This is a genomic window from Geobacillus sp. PK12 (genome assembly GCF_004123125.1).
Lineage (GTDB): Bacteria > Bacillota > Bacilli > Bacillales > Anoxybacillaceae > Geobacillus > Geobacillus zalihae.
Genome location: NZ_SDKL01000004.1, coordinates 1 through 15888, shown reverse-complemented (window position 1 = coordinate 15888; position 15888 = coordinate 1). Strand labels below are relative to the sequence as shown.

General features: G+C 54.1%; 17 protein-coding genes and 1 other RNA gene. 15 read left to right on the top strand and 3 right to left on the bottom strand.

The features are described 5' to 3' along the window. Positions 1 to 154 precede the first annotated feature (154 nt). Entirely contained in the window at positions 155 to 1363 is a 1209-nt protein-coding gene (gene ilvA / locus ETR37_RS03065) for a threonine ammonia-lyase (RefSeq protein WP_033006938.1), read from the top strand. Between the two features lie 249 nt (positions 1364 to 1612). On the opposite strand, the gene ETR37_RS03060 is transcribed toward ilvA, so the two are convergent. Beyond that, positions 1613 to 1870: a DUF6154 family protein gene (locus tag ETR37_RS03060; protein WP_020755517.1), complete on the bottom strand. Its 258-nt coding sequence runs from the start codon at positions 1868 to 1870 to the stop codon at positions 1613 to 1615. Positions 1871 to 2037: 167 nt separating this feature from the next. Between ETR37_RS03060 and ETR37_RS03055 the strand changes: the two genes are divergently transcribed. Beyond that, positions 2038 to 2826: a GNAT family N-acetyltransferase gene (locus ETR37_RS03055; protein ID WP_033005911.1), complete on the top strand. Its 789-nt coding sequence runs from the start codon at positions 2038 to 2040 to the stop codon at positions 2824 to 2826. Positions 2827 to 2875: 49 nt separating this feature from the next. Here the strand turns inward: ETR37_RS03055 and ETR37_RS19990 are convergent, their stop codons facing one another. Further along, positions 2876 to 3010, bottom strand: coding sequence for a hypothetical protein (locus ETR37_RS19990; RefSeq protein ID WP_020755515.1), 135 nt, complete (start codon positions 3008 to 3010; stop codon positions 2876 to 2878). A 6-nt stretch (positions 3011 to 3016) separates the two neighbouring features. Beyond that, positions 3017 to 3265 (bottom strand): hypothetical protein, encoded by a 249-nt coding sequence (locus ETR37_RS03050; RefSeq protein ID WP_013145420.1) that lies wholly within the window; start codon positions 3263 to 3265, stop codon positions 3017 to 3019. Positions 3266 to 3457: 192 nt separating this feature from the next. Here ETR37_RS03050 and ETR37_RS03045 point away from each other — a divergent pair, with 192 nt between their 5' ends. The 13 genes from ETR37_RS03045 to ETR37_RS02985 all read left to right on the top strand — a co-directional run bounded on the left by ETR37_RS03045 (position 3458) and on the right by ETR37_RS02985 (position 15696). Beyond that, entirely contained in the window at positions 3458 to 4084 is a 627-nt protein-coding gene (locus ETR37_RS03045) for a TetR/AcrR family transcriptional regulator (protein ID WP_013145419.1), read from the top strand. A 137-nt stretch (positions 4085 to 4221) separates the two neighbouring features. After that, positions 4222 to 5364 carry an acyl-CoA dehydrogenase gene (locus ETR37_RS03040; protein ID WP_033005908.1) on the top strand — a complete coding sequence of 381 codons (1143 nt, stop codon included), beginning with the start codon at positions 4222 to 4224 and terminating at the stop codon, positions 5362 to 5364. Positions 5365 to 5423: 59 nt separating this feature from the next. Further along, on the top strand, positions 5424 to 7058 hold the full coding sequence (locus ETR37_RS03035) for an AMP-binding protein (protein ID WP_081212648.1): 1635 nt from the start codon (positions 5424 to 5426) through the stop codon (positions 7056 to 7058). Between the two features lie 71 nt (positions 7059 to 7129). Continuing rightward, entirely contained in the window at positions 7130 to 8482 is a 1353-nt protein-coding gene (gene accC, locus ETR37_RS03030) for an acetyl-CoA carboxylase biotin carboxylase subunit (protein ID WP_119877452.1), read from the top strand. 26 nt (positions 8483 to 8508) lie between these two features. Next, on the top strand, positions 8509 to 8721 hold the full coding sequence (locus ETR37_RS03025) for an acetyl-CoA carboxylase biotin carboxyl carrier protein subunit (RefSeq protein WP_011231095.1): 213 nt from the start codon (positions 8509 to 8511) through the stop codon (positions 8719 to 8721). Positions 8722 to 8737: 16 nt separating this feature from the next. Beyond that, complete coding sequence (locus tag ETR37_RS03020; protein ID WP_015374747.1) at positions 8738 to 9631, top strand: hydroxymethylglutaryl-CoA lyase; 894 nt, start codon at positions 8738 to 8740, stop codon at positions 9629 to 9631. A 19-nt stretch (positions 9632 to 9650) separates the two neighbouring features. Beyond that, positions 9651 to 10433, top strand: coding sequence for an enoyl-CoA hydratase (locus tag ETR37_RS03015; protein WP_129446901.1), 783 nt, complete (start codon positions 9651 to 9653; stop codon positions 10431 to 10433). 170 nt (positions 10434 to 10603) lie between these two features. Further along, complete coding sequence (locus ETR37_RS03010) at positions 10604 to 12157, top strand: acyl-CoA carboxylase subunit beta (protein ID WP_129446900.1); 1554 nt, start codon at positions 10604 to 10606, stop codon at positions 12155 to 12157. Positions 12158 to 12219: 62 nt separating this feature from the next. Next, positions 12220 to 12409, top strand: a non-coding RNA gene (gene ssrS / locus ETR37_RS03005) — 6S RNA. Between the two features lie 202 nt (positions 12410 to 12611). Further along, a complete protein-coding gene (locus ETR37_RS03000) occupies positions 12612 to 13052 on the top strand; it encodes a MarR family winged helix-turn-helix transcriptional regulator (RefSeq protein WP_011231100.1) in 441 nt (146 codons plus the stop codon). Between the two features lie 3 nt (positions 13053 to 13055). Then, positions 13056 to 13694 carry an HlyD family secretion protein gene (locus ETR37_RS02995; RefSeq protein WP_129446899.1) on the top strand — a complete coding sequence of 213 codons (639 nt, stop codon included), beginning with the start codon at positions 13056 to 13058 and terminating at the stop codon, positions 13692 to 13694. 10 nt (positions 13695 to 13704) lie between these two features. Then, positions 13705 to 15417 carry a DHA2 family efflux MFS transporter permease subunit gene (locus tag ETR37_RS02990; protein WP_129446898.1) on the top strand — a complete coding sequence of 571 codons (1713 nt, stop codon included), beginning with the start codon at positions 13705 to 13707 and terminating at the stop codon, positions 15415 to 15417. A gap of 129 nt (positions 15418 to 15546) precedes the next feature. Beyond that, entirely contained in the window at positions 15547 to 15696 is a 150-nt protein-coding gene (locus ETR37_RS02985; protein WP_079936670.1) for a DUF2639 domain-containing protein, read from the top strand. The last annotated feature ends 192 nt before the right edge of the window (positions 15697 to 15888 follow it).

Sequence of the window (15888 nt, the reverse complement as noted above, 5' to 3'; positions counted from 1 at the left end):
TTGTTGAACATGATTTTATGCAACAAAACTATATGCTAAAAATAATCCAAAACCAACTAAAGAAAAGCAACATTTGTCGGTGATGAAATGTTTTGTATATAATAAAGCGGGGTGAACAAGAACCGGTCGCCCGATCGGAAAGGGTGGTTTGATGATGTTGACGTTAACAGACATTGAACAAGCGCGAGCGAAAATGAAAGGCATCGTCCACCAAACGCCGCTTGAGCATTCGCAGACGTTCAGCCGGCTGTCCGGCAATGACGTGTATATGAAACTGGAAAATTTGCAAAAAACAGGTTCGTTTAAGGTGAGAGGCTCATTCAATAAAATTATGTCGCTCACGGAAGAAGAAAGGGCGCGCGGCGTCATCGCCGCCTCGGCCGGCAACCACGCCCAAGGGGTCGCCTACGCAAGCGGCATGCTCGGCATTCCTTGCACGATTGTCATGCCGAAAGGGGCGCCGCTCAGCAAAATTGAAGCGACGAAAAGCTACGGGGCGGAAGTCGTGCTGTACGGCGATGTGTTTGACGAGTCTTTGGAATATGCATTAGAGTTGCAACGTGAACGGGGGATGACATTTGTTCATCCGTTTGACGACTTGGCGGTGATGGCCGGCCAAGGGACGATCGGCTTAGAGCTGATCGAGCAGCTTCCCGACGTCGATGGCGTTCTTTGTCCGGTCGGCGGCGGCGGGTTGCTTGCGGGGGTGGCGTTTACGTTAAAACAGCTGAAGCCATCGGTTGAAGTGTACGGCGTTGAGTCATCGGCTTGCCCCGGCATGACGGCGGCCATACGCCATAAACAGCCCGTCTCCATTGCCGCATCGAATACGATCGCCGATGGGATTGCCGTGAAAAAGCCGGGCAATATTACGTACCAATACATTGAGCAATACGTCGATGGCGTTGTGTGCGTGGAAGAGGCGGAAATTTCACGGACGATGCTGTATGTGCTCGAGCGGAACAAGCTGTTAATCGAAGGGGCGGCAGCTTGTCCGTTGGCGGCATTGTTGTATCAAAAGCTGCCGTTTCGCGGCAAAAAAGTCGCCGCCATTTTAAGCGGCGGCAACGTCGATGTGACGCTCATTTCCCGCATCATTGAGCGGGGGCTTGTCGAAGCGGGCCGGTTTGTGACGTTTACAACGGTCATCTCCGACAAGCCGGGCCAGTTGAACAAGCTGCTGCGCATTATTGCGGAGCTTGAGGCAAACGTGATGTCGATTCACCATCAGCGCATCGGCGCCAAAGTGCTGCCAGGTCAGGCGGAAATTCACTTTTCGCTCGAGACAAAAAACGAAGACCACATTCAGCAAATTTACCAAGTGTTGTTGAAAGAAGGCTATGATGTACAGTTTTACCGATGAGCGCGCGATGGGAAAACGGTTTGTGTTTCGCCACTGTCTGTTAAGCAAACAGTGGAAAAGCCGTCTTCGAAATCATGTTCACAGGGCTGCCAAGTCAACTACCCCCACTTCGCGAACGCTTGAAGTGGGGGCTTGCNNTTTGGTCGTTGAAGTGGGAGTCTCCTGCGCGAAATAGGATGAATACGAAACCATCATTTGCCCAACATAGCAGCTGTTCCTTATGACATGGAGGACAGCTGTTTTGTTTTGTCAATGCACGCGCGGCGCATCTTGCGGCCGCGTTGCACCGAGGCCTTCGCGAGCCATTTTCGCTTTCAAGCTTTCCAAGACATACAAGCCGAACATGCCGAGCAGCTCTTCATCAGTCATCTCACCAATCAGCTTGAGCACATCGCGGCGGCTAAGTTCATCTAAAATCGACATCGCCACCGCTTCGGCATCTTCTTCATCCCCGGTCAGTCGATCTTTATAGTATTCGTACAGATCGTCAATAAACTTCATCGGCATCGTCGCCTCGCTTTTTTGAGAGCGGGCTTCCTCCTTTCTTTGCAGTTGGCCGATGCAGACTTAGGGGCATCGGCAGTCCTCTCGGTTTGACGCCACAAATGCCATTGGCAACAGGGATGATTCATAGTATAATGGAAAAAATATCATTCGAAAAGCGGGGGAATTCTATGATTCGCCGGTTAACGGCCGAAGACGATCAACAAGTATTTTCGTTTTTGCGGCAAGATCCGTCGTTCAATTTATTTATCATCGGCGATATTGAGTCGTTTGGCTATGACGCCGATTTCCAAGACGTTTGGGGGCAGTTTGACGATGCCGGCTCGCTGAAGGCGGTGCTGCTCCGTTATTACGATTCCTACATTCCGTACGCGCCTGGCGATTTTGATGCCGATGGCTTTGCTCGTCTCATCCGCGAGACAGCCCCATCATCGTCCATCCAGCTGTCCGGCAAGGCGGACATTGCCAGGCAGTTCGAAGAGCGGCTGCCGCTTGGGGAGAAGCGAACGCTTTACTTTTGCGAGTGTCGGACGGATGAATACGCCCGTCAAGAAATGGGGGCGTTCGCCGTCAAAAAAGCCGAATTGGCCGATGTCGACCGGATTCTCGACTTGCGGCGCCGCATTGCCGAATTTGAAACGAGGCCGTCGTCCCGCGATATGCTGGTGAAAGGGATGGAAACCAATTCAGCTAGAACGTACTACATTGAACAAGACGGCCGAATGGTGGCCGCGGCATCGACATCAGCGGAAAACTCATTGTCGGCGATGATCGTCGGCGTCTGCACGGATCAGGAGCATCGAGGGAAAGGGTATGCCAGCACCATCGTGGCGAAGCTCGTTTGCGATTTGCTCGCTGAAGGGAAGATGCCGTGCTTGTTTTATGACAATCCAGACGCCGGCCGCATTTACCATCGCCTTGGTTTTCGCGATATCGGATTGTGGGCGATGTACCGTTAGAAGGGCGGAAGTCCCGCCAGCTTGCTTGTGTACAAAAGCAGGCTGGCGGTTATTGTCCGTCTGCGCCGTTGGGCGTGCCGCGGCGAATGTGCTCGCCGCCGTGCTCCCGCATCGCTTTTGCCTTGTCGTTGACGAGCTGTTTTTGGTCAGCGATGGAAGAAGGTGTTTGTTTTTTGTTCGCCATATCGAATCACCTCAATGGAGACGATTTAGCGCGCTGAATGAACATGTCCGCATCTTCGATCAGCCCGCAGACGCCGCATTGGACGCGGTAGCTCGGGCCGCGGTATGGGAGATGGAACGGTTCGAGCGCTTCGTTTGTGTATTCGTGCTCGATGTCGCCGGTGTGCGGATCGAGCTTGACCGCACGCGGGTGCTGCTCAATGAGATGAAACCGCGTCCGGTTCGTTTTGCAGTTTGGGCATAGCATCGGTTCCAATCGAAGCCACCTCCATCTTTATCATTTGAAAACATGGCGGCCATTATGTATCAGCAGACCCTGTACGACCGTGTTGGTCATGAGAAGCAATGGTTGACAATCATGGTGCAGTTCGGGTATGGTAAAGGCAAAACAAAAAATATTTCACTTTTTCAGAAAATAGTGTATTATAAATGGCAAAGGGGATTTTCTATGGCTGACAAACCGCTCAGAGACCGCATTATCGACACCGCTCTTCATTTGTTTGAGAAATACGGCTACCACGGCGTGACGGTCGACCGCATCGTTGCCGAAAGCGACACATCCAAAGGCGGTTTTTACCATAATTTTAAATCAAAAGACGAGCTCTTGTACCATATCCATGATGTCTTTATCACGTATGCGCTGACAAAAGCGCAGGAGGCGTATGAGGGCTTTCCTACGCCGACCGAGCGCTTGTACGCCATCGTGCAGTCGTTTGTCAAAGTGTTTCATTTGTATAAACCACACATCACCGTGTTTTACCAGGAAAGCACGTACTTAAAACCGGAATACGCTGAACCGATCAATGAAAAGCGAGAAGAGTTCAAGCAAATCATTTTTCGGGTCATTCGTGAGGGGATTGAAGCCGGGGAATTTCGTCCGGAGCTGTCGGTGGAGATTACTGGCATGTCCATTATCGGCATGGTCAATTGGACATACAAATGGTACAATCCGGATGGTCCGCTGTCCATTGAGGAAATCGCGGCATATTTTGCCGATTTCATTTTGCATGCGGTGCTCCGCACACCAGAAAACCCAGCGGCGGCGCGGTTTTTGTTGCGGCCGGCCGCCGAATAAGTTGTTGATCGTATACAGACCAACTAGTCGGTTTCGGAAACGCTTCAAAAAATCAAAACCGTTTACACTCGTTTCCTTACTGAAACCGACTAGTCGGTTCAAATGATAGAACATTTTCTATGGGGGAGAGGGAGAACATGGATTTTTCATTGACGAAAGAACAACAAATGATTAAAGAAATGGTTCGCGACTTTGCTGAGAAGGAAATTGCCCCATACGCGGCGAAATGGGATGAAGAAGCGCATTTTCCGCTCGATGTCTTTCTCAAAATGGGCGAGTTGGGGTTGTTGGGCCTGCCGTTTCCGGAAGAGTACGGCGGCGCTGGGGGCGATACGATTTCGTACGCCATCGCCGTTGAGGAAATCGGCCGCGCCTGCGGCGGCACCGGGTTGAGCTATGCGGCCGCTGTGTCGCTCGGAGCGAGCCCGATTTACTACTTCGGGACGGAAGAACAGAAGCAAAAATGGCTTGTGCCGATGGCGAAAGGCGAGACGCTTGGCGCTTTTGGGCTCACGGAGCCGAACGCCGGATCGGACGCCGGCGGCACGCGCACGACCGCGGTGCTGGACGGCGATGAGTATGTCATCAACGGCGAAAAATGTTGGATCACAAACGCCCAATACGCGCGGCAAGTCATTGTCACAGCTGTGACGGGCAAAGATGCGCGCGGCAAAAACATCATCACCGCTCTCATCGTGCCAACGGACTCCCCAGGATTTACGATTCGTTCGAATTACGACAAAATGGGCGTGCGCGCGTCCAATACGTGCGAGCTTGTCTTTGAGAACGTCCGCGTGCCGAAAGAAAACGTCTTAGGCGACCCGCAAAAAGGGTTTAAACAGTTTTTGTACACGCTTGATGGCGGGCGCATCTCGATCGCCGCGCTGGCGGTCGGCATTGCGCAAGCGGCGTTTGAGAAAGCGCTTCAATACGCAAAAGAGCGCGTCCAGTTCGGTCAGTCGATTTCCAAGTTTCAAGCCATTCAATTTAAACTGGCTGATATGGCGATGGAAATTGAGCTTGCCCGCAACATGGTGTACAAAGCAGCCTGGCTGAAGGATCAAGGGAAACCGTTTACAAAAGAAGCATCGTTCGCCAAGCTGTTCGCCTCGGAAATGGGGTTTCGCGTCTGCAACCAGGCGATCCAAATCCATGGCGGCTACGGCTATATGAAAGAGTACGGAGTCGAACGCCACTTGCGCGACGTCAAGCTCATGGAAATCGGCGAAGGCACATCAGAAATCCAACGGCTCGTCATCGCCCGCCAACTGGGATGCTAAAAGCGGAAATGCCTGCATATCCATAACAATGAATTCGGACAAAGGGGAGGAAACGGCCGATGTTGACGGTGACTGTGGGGAAATTGTTGGAAGAGCGAGCCAGGCAATATGCGGATCGCGAGGCGGTCGTGTATGCCGACCGCGGCTTGCGTCTGACGTATCGGCAGTTTAACGACTATTGCCGCCTCGTTGCGCGCGGGTTGATGCGGCTTGGCATCAAAAAAGGGGAGCATGTCGCCATTTGGGCGACGAACGTCCCGGAATGGATCGCCTGCCAGTTTGCGACCGGCAAAATGGGAGCTGTCCTCGTGACGGTCAATACGAACTACCGCGCGGCGGAGCTTGAGTATTTGCTTCGGCAGTCCGACTCGACGACGCTCTTTTTGATTGAGCAATATCGCGACTCGTCGTATATCGATATTTTATATGAAATCGTTCCCGAGCTGCGCACATCGGCGCCCGGACAGCTGCAATCGAAACGGCTGCCGAAGTTGAAAAACGTGATCTTTCTTGGCGACAAACGGCACCCGGGCATGTTTACATGGAACGACATCTTGGCGATGGCGCACGACGTATCGGAAGAAGAACTCGATGAACGGATGGAGAGCCTCGACCCGCACGATGTGATCAACATGCAATACACGTCCGGGACGACTGGATTCCCGAAAGGGGTGATGTTGACGCATTACAACATCGTCAACAACGCCCACCAAGTGGCGCAATGCATGGGACTTGGCGAAGGCGATCGATTGTGCATTCCGGTGCCGTTTTTCCATTGCTTCGGCTGCGTCATGAGCACGCTTGCATGCGTGACGGTCGGGGCGACGATGGTGCCGGTTGTGGAGTTCCATCCGAAGCGGGTTCTCGAGACGGTGGAAGCGGAGCGGTGCACGGCGCTTCACGGCGTGCCGACGATGTTCATCGCCGAGCTCAACGACCCGGATTTTGCCAAATACGATTTGTCGTCGCTGCGCACGGGCATTATGGCCGGTTCTCCTTGCCCGGTCGAAGTGATGAAGGCGGTCATCGAGAAAATGGGGATGAAAGACATTACGATCGCCTACGGGCAGACGGAAGCGTCCCCAGTCATCACGCAAACGCGCACCGACGATCCGCTTGAGCTGCGTGTCGAAACGGTTGGCCGTGCCTTGCCGGGCGTGGAAGTGAAAATCGTTGAGCCGGGCACGAACAAGGAAGTGCCGCGGGGTGTGCAAGGGGAGCTGTGCACGCGCGGCTATCATGTCATGAAAGGGTATTACAACAACCCGGAAGCGACAAATGAAGCGATCGACCAAGACGGCTGGCTGCATACCGGCGATTTGGCGACGATGGATGAAAACGGTTACTGCCGCATCACCGGCCGGCTGAAAGATATGATCATCCGCGGCGGGGAGAACATTTATCCGCGCGAAATCGAAGAGTTTTTGTACAAACATCCGAAAATTTTGGACGTTCAAGTCGTCGGCGTGCCGGATGAGGTATACGGTGAAGAAGTGATGGCGTGGATCATCTTAAAAGACGGCGAAACGGCGACCGCTGAGGAGATTCGCGAGTTTTGCCGCGGCAACATTTCCCGGCATAAAATCCCGCGTTATATCGAATTTACCGACTCGTACCCGATGACGGCATCTGGGAAAATTCAGAAATTCAAATTGCGGGAAATGGCGAAACAGCGCCTCGGCTTAACAACCTAAGCCTAAACCGCCGCGCCGGGCGGACGAACCGTCCGGCGCCGGCACCTGTACTTTTAAGAAAGGGTGAGACGATGTTTTCGAAAGTGTTGATTGCCAACCGCGGCGAAATCGCCGTCCGCATCATCCGCACGTGCCAAAAGCTCGGCATCCGGACCGTCGCCGTCTATTCCGAAGCGGATGCGGATTCGCTCCACGTCTCGCTCGCGGATGAGGCGTATTTGATCGGCAAGCCGCGCGTCGCGGAAAGCTATTTAAATATCGAAAAAATCATAGAGGTTGCCAAAACGGCGAAAGCGGAGGCGATCCATCCCGGCTACGGGCTGTTGTCGGAAAATCCAGCGTTTGCCCGCCGCTGCGAGGAAGAAGGAATCGTCTTCATCGGTCCGAAGGCGGACGTCATCGCGGCGATGGGCAGCAAAATCGAAGCGCGGCGGACGATGGAACAAGCCGGCGTGCCGATCGTCCCAGGCGTCTCCTTTGCGCTTGATAGCGCCGATGAAGCGGCCAAAGCGGCGGCTTCGATTGGGTATCCAGTCATGCTGAAGGCGTCAGCCGGCGGCGGCGGCATCGGCATGCATATCGCTCGCGATGAAGCTGAGCTGCGCCAAGCGTTTGAAGGGAGCCAAAAACGGGCCGCTTCGTTTTTCGGCGACGGGACGATGTACATTGAAAAATATATTGAACGCCCGCGCCATATTGAAATTCAGCTTCTTGCCGACCAAAATGGCAACTGTGTTTACTTATGGGAGCGTGAATGTTCGATCCAACGCCGCCACCAAAAAGTGGTCGAAGAGGCGCCGTCGCCGTTTTTGGATGAAGAGACGCGGCGGAAGATGGGGGAGGCGGCGGTGCGGGCTGCGCGTTACATCGGTTATGCAAATGCCGGTACCATTGAATTTCTCGTCGATGAACAGAAAAATTTTTATTTTCTTGAGATGAACACTCGGCTGCAAGTCGAGCACCCGGTGACAGAAGAAATCACCGGCATCGACATCGTCGAAGAGCAGCTGCGCATCGCCGCGGGCGAGCCGCTCCGCTATAAACAAGAAGAGATTCGCCGCGACGGTCACGCCATTGAAGTGCGCATTTATGCCGAAGATCCGAACACGTTTTACCCGTCGCCCGGCCGCATTACGGTGTTTTCCGCCCCACAAGGCGAATGGATTCGTCATGAAACGGCGGTTCAAAGCGGCATCACGGTCACGCCATTTTATGATCCGATGATCGCGAAATTGATCGCCAAAGGGCCGGATCGGCAAACGGCGATTGAACGCTTGCTCGAAGCGCTTCGAGACTATCGCGTTGAAGGGATTAAAACGAACATTCCGCTGCTTGAGGCCGTGTTGTCCCATCCGGCGTTTCAAGCGGGGGATACGACGACCGATTTCCTTTCGAAACATTGGAAACCAATAAAAACGAAATGAAGCAGAAATGAATGGGGGAAGAAATGATGAATCAAATAACCGCAACGATGGCAGGAAGTGTATGGAAAATTGTCGTCGCCGTCGGTGACCGTGTGGAAGAAGGGCAAGATGTCGTCATTTTGGAATCGATGAAAATGGAGATTCCGATTGCCGCGGAAACGTCTGGCGTCGTGAAGCACATCCACGTGCAGGAAGGAGATTTCGTGAACGAAGGCGACGTGCTTGTCGAGATTGAGTAAAAAGGGGGAGCAGAGCATGAGCCGATGGCCGGCGAAGGTGACGATCAAAGAAGTCGGCCCGCGCGACGGCCTGCAAAACGAAGCAACGCCGATCGCGACCGCCGATAAAATCGCTTGGATCAACCTATTGTCAGAAACGGGGCTGTCGTACATTGAGGTGACTTCCTTCGTCCATCCGAAATGGATTCCGCAGCTTGCGGACGCCGTTGAAGTGGCAGCGGGCATTCGCCGAAAAGCCGGCGTCACGTATGCGGCGCTCGTCCCCAACGAAAAGGGGCTTGAGCGGGCGCTTGGCGCCGGGGTCGATGAAGTGGGCGTCTTCATGTCAGCGAGCGAAACGCACAACCAAAAAAATATTAACAAAACCATCGCCGCCACATTTCCGGTGCTTGAAGCGGTCGTGAAAACGGCAAAACAAGCAGGAAAAACGGTGCGCGGCTACGTTTCCACCGTTTTTGGCTGCCCGTATGAAGGGCCTGTCGCCGTCGATCAAGTGCTGATGGTGGCGGACCGGTTGTTGGCGATGGGGGTTGACGAACTGTCGCTTGGCGATACGATTGGCGTCGCGACGCCCAAGCAAGTCGAAGAGGTGCTCACAATCGTGCTCCGCCGTTTTCCGGCTGATCGGATCGCGATGCATTTCCATGACACGAGAGGGACGGCGCTGGCCAATATTTTAGTGTCAATGGAAATGGGGATTACGACGTTTGACAGCTCGCTCGGCGGCCTCGGCGGCTGTCCGTACGCTCCCGGAGCGTCGGGAAACGTCGCCACCGATGATTTAGTATATATGCTTCACGGCATGGGGATTGAAACCGGCATCGATGTCGAGCAGCTGACGAAAGCGGCTTTGTTTATCCGCGACAAAATCGGCCGCCCGCTTCCGAGCCGCTATTTGCAAACGGTTTGATCATAAGGGGGGAGAAAACGTGAGCACACTTGTATCGTTTGAAACACAAGAAAACGGCATCGCCATTGTGACATTAAACCGTCCGGAAGCGGCCAATGCGCTTTCAAGAGCGCTTCTTTTCGAGCTTGGCGCGCTCTTTCAGGAGATCAAATTTCGCAAAGACGTGCGCGTTGTCATGTTGACCGGGGCAGGAGACAAGGTGTTTTGCGCCGGCGCTGATTTGAAAGAGCGGGCGGGGATGAATGAAACGGAAGTGCGGCAAACCGTTGCCTTAATCAGCAAAACGATCAACGAGGTCGAGAAAGTGCCGCAGCCGGTCATCGCCGTTTTAAACGGCTCGGCGTTTGGCGGCGGGTTGGAGCTTGCCTTGGCTTGCGACATTCGGTTTGCTGCCGACGATATTCAGCTTGGGTTGACGGAAACGTCGCTTGGCATCATTCCGGGAGCGGGGGGGACGCAGCGGCTGCCGCGCCTTGTCGGCATCGGAAAAGCGAAAGAATTGATTTTTGCCGCCAAGCGCATCACCGCCAAAGAGGCCGAGCGAATCGGCCTTGTCGAATACGCGGTGCCGCGCTCCGAGCTGATGGAGCGTGCGCTTTGTCTCGCGCAACAAATCGCTGACAGTGCGCCGATAGCCGTCCGTCAGGCGAAACGGGCGATCCAAAGCGTATTCAACGTTGATTTGGAGACGGGCCTCGCGATTGAGCAGCTCGCCTATGAGGCGACCATTCCGACGAAAGACCGGTTGGAAGGATTGCAGGCGTTTAAAGAAAAGCGGAAGCCGGTGTACAAAGGCGAGTAAGCCCGCTTGGACAAGGAGGGGGCGGTTTGGAAGGAGGAAGCCGCACGGAGCGCTTGCGCCGCATCGGCCTTTTCACAGCGATAAATAAAACACGGCATCCAACCTTGCTCCAGCCGAACAAGCGGGATGGAACAGCAAGATCCATCAAAACAAGGAGGGGAAACAAAGAGATGAAGGAAACAGCCAATCAGCAAGACACGCTCGCAGCGGAGCTGGAGAAAAGAGCGGCGGAAATCAAGAAAGGCGGGGCGCCAAAATATCATGAAAAAAATGCGGCCCAAGGGAAATTGTTTGTCCGCGAGCGGCTGAATTTGCTGCTTGACGATGGCTTGGAAGTGGAAGACGGCTTGTTTGCCAACTGTTTGGCGGATGGCCTGCCGGCTGACGGGGTGGTGACCGGGATCGGCAAAATCAACGGCCGCACCGTCTGCGTGATGGCGAACGATTCGACGGTCAAAGCCGGCTCATGGGGAGCGCGCACGGTCGAAAAAATCATCCGCATTCAAGAGACAGCGGAAAAACTGCGCTGCCCGATCATTTATTTGGTGGACTCGGCCGGCGCCCGCATTACGGACCAACTCGAAATGTTTCCCGGCCGGCGCGGGGCAGGGCGCATTTTTTACAATGAGGTGAAGCTGTCCGGCAAAGTGCCGCAAGTGTGCCTGTTGTTTGGCCCGTCAGCAGCCGGCGGCGCTTATATTCCGGCGTTTTGCGACATCGTCATCATGGTCGAGGGCAACGCCTCGATGTACTTGGGCTCGCCGCGCATGGCGGAAATGGTGATTGGGGAAAAAGTCACGCTCGAAGAGATGGGCGGCGCTCGCATGCATTGCACCGTCTCCGGCTGCGGCGACGTGCTCGTGAAAACCGAAGAAGAAGCGATTGCCTATGCGCGCCGTTATTTGTCATATTTTCCGTCCCATTACGGCGAAAAACCGCCGGTGGTCGAGGCGAAGCCGCCGAAATCGTTTGACAAAACGATCGAGGACATTTTGCCAGAAAACCAAAATGCGCCGTTCAACATGTATGATTTGATTGAGCGGATCATTGACGAAGGATCGTTTTGTGAAATCAAAAAACTGTTTGCGCCAGAAATCATTACGGGACTGGCGCGCCTTAACGGCCAGCCGATCGGCATCATCGCCAACCAGCCGCGCGTCAAAGGCGGTGTCTTGTTCCACGATTCGGCTGATAAAGCGGCGAAATTCATCACGCTTTGCGACGCGTTCCATATCCCGCTTCTGTTTTTGGCCGACGTCCCTGGCTTTATGATCGGCACGAAGGTCGAGCGGGCCGGCATCATCCGCCATGGGGCGAAAATGATCGCCGCCATGTCGGAAGCCACCGTACCGAAGATCTCGGTCATCGTCCGCAAAGCGTACGGCGCCGGGTTGTATGCCATGGCCGGCCCGGCGTTTGAACCGGACTGCTGCCTCGCGCTTCCGAACGCGCAAATCGCCGTCATGGGGCCGGAAGCGGCCGTCAACGCCGTCTACGCCAACAAAATTGCCGAGCTGCCGCCAGAAGAGCGTGCGGCATTTGTCGAACAAAAACGCGAGGAATACCGGCGCGACATCGACATTTACCGTCTCGCCTCCGAGCTTGTCGTCGACGGAATCGTCGCGCCGAACGATTTGCGCAACGAGCTCATCCGCCGATTTGACGCGTATATGTCCAAGTATATGGTCTTTTCTGAGCGGAAGCATGGGGTGTATCCAGTTTGAAAAAATGGATGGCTGTCCCTCTTGCCAAGGGACGGCAGATCATGTATCATAATAATCACCAATCCGCTGCTGCGTTGTGCGTTGTAGAATGAAGTTTCAACCGATGGCAATCAAAAGGGAGTTCTACATTGAAGCGGGAATGTCATGCCTCAATATTCGTGATGGAGGACGGCAGGAACGCTTCTGCGAACACCCACCTGGTGGAGCGTGGTTGAGAAACTGCATTCAGCCAACGGCAACAGCGGCGCGGATTCACGAATGAGGAGTTGGCAAAAGAGTCCAACTGGATGCAAAACATCCGGTTGGACTCTTTTTCGTTGCGTATGTTTTCTCTAAAAGACATGAAACAATATAGTTGATTTTCCCTGTTTTCATGTTATAATCATATTTCGCGCATGAATAATTCGTATTGAAACTATTCCAACAAGAAAGATGAGGCAAGGAGGGGGGATGAATGGAAGGGATCAGCCGGGACATCATGTACGCCGTCTTCCGGACGCAAAAGGCGCTTTATCGCCTCATCCGCGAGGACGCCGCCCGCGTCGGGGTGACAGAGGTGCAGCTGATCGTCTTATATACGCTGCTGAAAAAAGAGCATATTCGCCTGAATGACTTGGCGGAAAAATTAAATTTAAGCAACAGCAATGTCAGCGGCACGGTTGACCGGCTCGTCGGCGCCGGCCTTGTTGTCCGTGAGCCGTCGAAGCAAGATCGGCGCGCGGTCATTTTGAGTTTGACGGAAAAAGGAAAAGAGACAGTGTCGGAAGCGTTTGGCGAGCAGTCGGTGCTGCGCCGGCGGCTTGGCCGCATTCAAGAACTCGTCTCTCCAGAGGAGATTGAACAGTTTTTGCATCTTCATGAAAAAATTAAAGCGATTTTACTCGGGGAGGAATAGACGGTGAACGTGAAACGATTGGTTGCGCTGAACATCATTGTGCTCATTTTGCTTGTCGGTGGAGGCTTTGCCGCCTACTACTATGTGAATGAAGCAACGAACTACATTAAAACGGACAACGCCCGCATCGACGGCCAGGTCATCTCCGTCGCTGCGCCGTTGTCCGGAAAACTGACATCCTGGCGGGGCGACACGGGAAAAACGTTCTCAGCCGGGGAAGAAATCGGTGAGGTGTTTGACGGCAAAACGACGGTGCCGGTGACAGTGCCTCATCGGATGACCATCGTGCAGCAAAACGCGGTCAAAGACTCGTTTGTCGCCGCGGGGACGCCGCTGGCCCGCGGGTTTGATTTGAACGATTTGTGGGTGACGGCGAATATTGAAGAGACCGATATTGAAGACGTGAAAATCGGGCAAGACGTCGATATTTATGTCGATGCGTATCCGGATCGCAAATTCAGCGGCAAAGTCGAAAAAATCGGCAACGCGACAGCGAATACGTTCAGCCTGTTGCCAAGTTCCAATGCGACCGGCAACTACACGAAAGTGACCCAAGTCATCCCGGTGACGATTTCCATTGACAATTACAGCGGAGCCGGACTTGTGCCGGGCATGAACGTCACCGTCCGCATCCATAAGTAGGTGATGGGACATGACAACATTTGTCATTGGTTATATTGTGTTTGCCGTTTTGGTTTTGGCGGCGGTCAACATCGCGCTGCGCCGCCGCAAACCGGCTTCAGCTGCAGGGAAGGCGGCGGATGAAGCGGCGGAAGCCAACGCTCAACCGTTAGCGGAAACGAAAGCAGAGCCGTCGACAGGAACGGATGGGCGTCCGGCCGCTCCGGCCGGTCAAGGCGGCCTTGGGGATATCGGCAGCCGCGGCAAGGTTGTGGCGACGGTCATGCTGGGCGCGTTTGTCGCCATTTTGAATCAAACGTTGATCAACGTCGCCTTGCCGCATATGATGCAAGATTTCAACGTGGAAACGTCGACGATTCAATGGCTCGTGACCGGCTATATGCTCGTCAACGGGGTGCTTATCCCGATCAGCCCGTTTTTAATCGCCAAGTTTCCAGCGAAACGGTTGTTTTTATCGGGCATGTCGTTTTTCGCCATCGGCGCGTTTGTCTGCTCGATCGCTCCGTCGTTTGCCGTCATGCTCACGGGGCGGTTGACACAAGCGGTCGGGGCCGGCATTATTATGCAGCTGATGATGGTCATTATGTTGTCGATTTTCCCGCCGGAACGCCGCGGGGTGGCCATGGGAACGGTCGGAATCGCCATGATGTTTGCGCCGGCGGTCGGGCCGACGCTGTCTGGCTGGATCGTTGAACATTATACATGGCGGCTGTTGTTTTACGTCGTGTTGCCGATCGCGATTTTAGACATTGTGCTCGCCTCCGTCTGGCTGAAACATACGCCGCGTAAAGGCAATCCAGTGCTGGACGTGCAAGGGGCGGTCTACTCTATGATCGGGTTTGGCGGCGTTCTGTATGGCTTCAGCGAGGCCGGAAGCAAAGGATGGGGCGAGACGGAAGTGGTTGTTTCGCTTGTCATCGGCGCCTTGTTCCTCATCATGTTCACATGGCGTTCGCTGCGCTCGGAGCATCCGGTGCTCAATTTCCGTGTGTTCCGCTACCCAGTGTTTACGTTGACGACCGTCATCGGTTCGGTCATTAACATGGCGATGTTTGCCGCCATGGTCTTGCTTCCGGTGTATTTGCAAAACTTGCGCGGCTTTACGCCGCTCGATGCCGGTTTGCTGTTGCTGCCGGGGGCGATTGTGATGGCGGTCATGTCGCCGATCTCTGGTTGGGTGTTTGACCGCATCGGCGCGCGGATGCTCGCTATCGTTGGCTTGATCATCACCGCCGTGACGACGTGGGAATTCAGCAAGCTGACGATGGATACGCCATACAGCCAGTTGATTTGGCTTTACATTTTCCGCATGTTCGGCATGTCGATGCTCGGAATGCCGATTATGACGGAAGGGTTGAACGCCTTGCCGCGCCATTTGTACAGCCACGGCACGGCGATGTCGAATACGATTCGTCAAGTGGCGGCTTCGCTCGGGACGGCGTTCTTGGTGACGATCATGTCCAACCGGGCCAAATTCCATGCGGACATGTACCGAAATGAGATGACGGAAAACAATCCGTTTTTCATGAGCCTTGTCGGCCAGCTGAAGCAGGCGATTCCGAGCGATGAAGCGGTGGTGCAGCTGCTGTATGGGCTCGTGCAGCAGAGATCGACTGTCGAAGGGATTAACGACGCCTTTTTCGTCGCCACCGGCTTGACGGTATTGGCGTTAATGATGGCGTTTTTCTTAAAGGGAAAAAAGCATAAATCGCCATCAGCGTAAACAAAGGAAGCGGCGCAGAAGCCGCTTCTTTTTTTGTTTTATGCCATATGGACAACAATGTTCTTGCTCCCTTTTTGCACACATATACATCATAAAGACAAGCGGATGACAAAAGAGGGGGGGAGCGCCATGGCGCATTTTGGCTCGAAAGGATGGCTTGTTGCCGAGTTGAAAAAGGCAGGCATCGCCCGCCATCCGGTCGGACGGAAAAAAATTGAGACATACAAAGCAGCCGAGCTGTATGGGCTGTACCGAAAATATGTGCAGAAAACGCGCTAGGCCGGATGAAACATCCGGCTTCTTTTTTGGGCAACCTAAAGGGGAAAGGAGGGAGGCGCGCCTGATGGTTGACAAATGCGCCGGAAGCGATGAAGAAAAAACGGTTTACGGTAGCGGAAGGGGAAACGATCGCCGCCTGTTTAGCGCGAGTCAACTACCCCCACTTAGCTAACGCTTGAAGTGGGGGCTTGC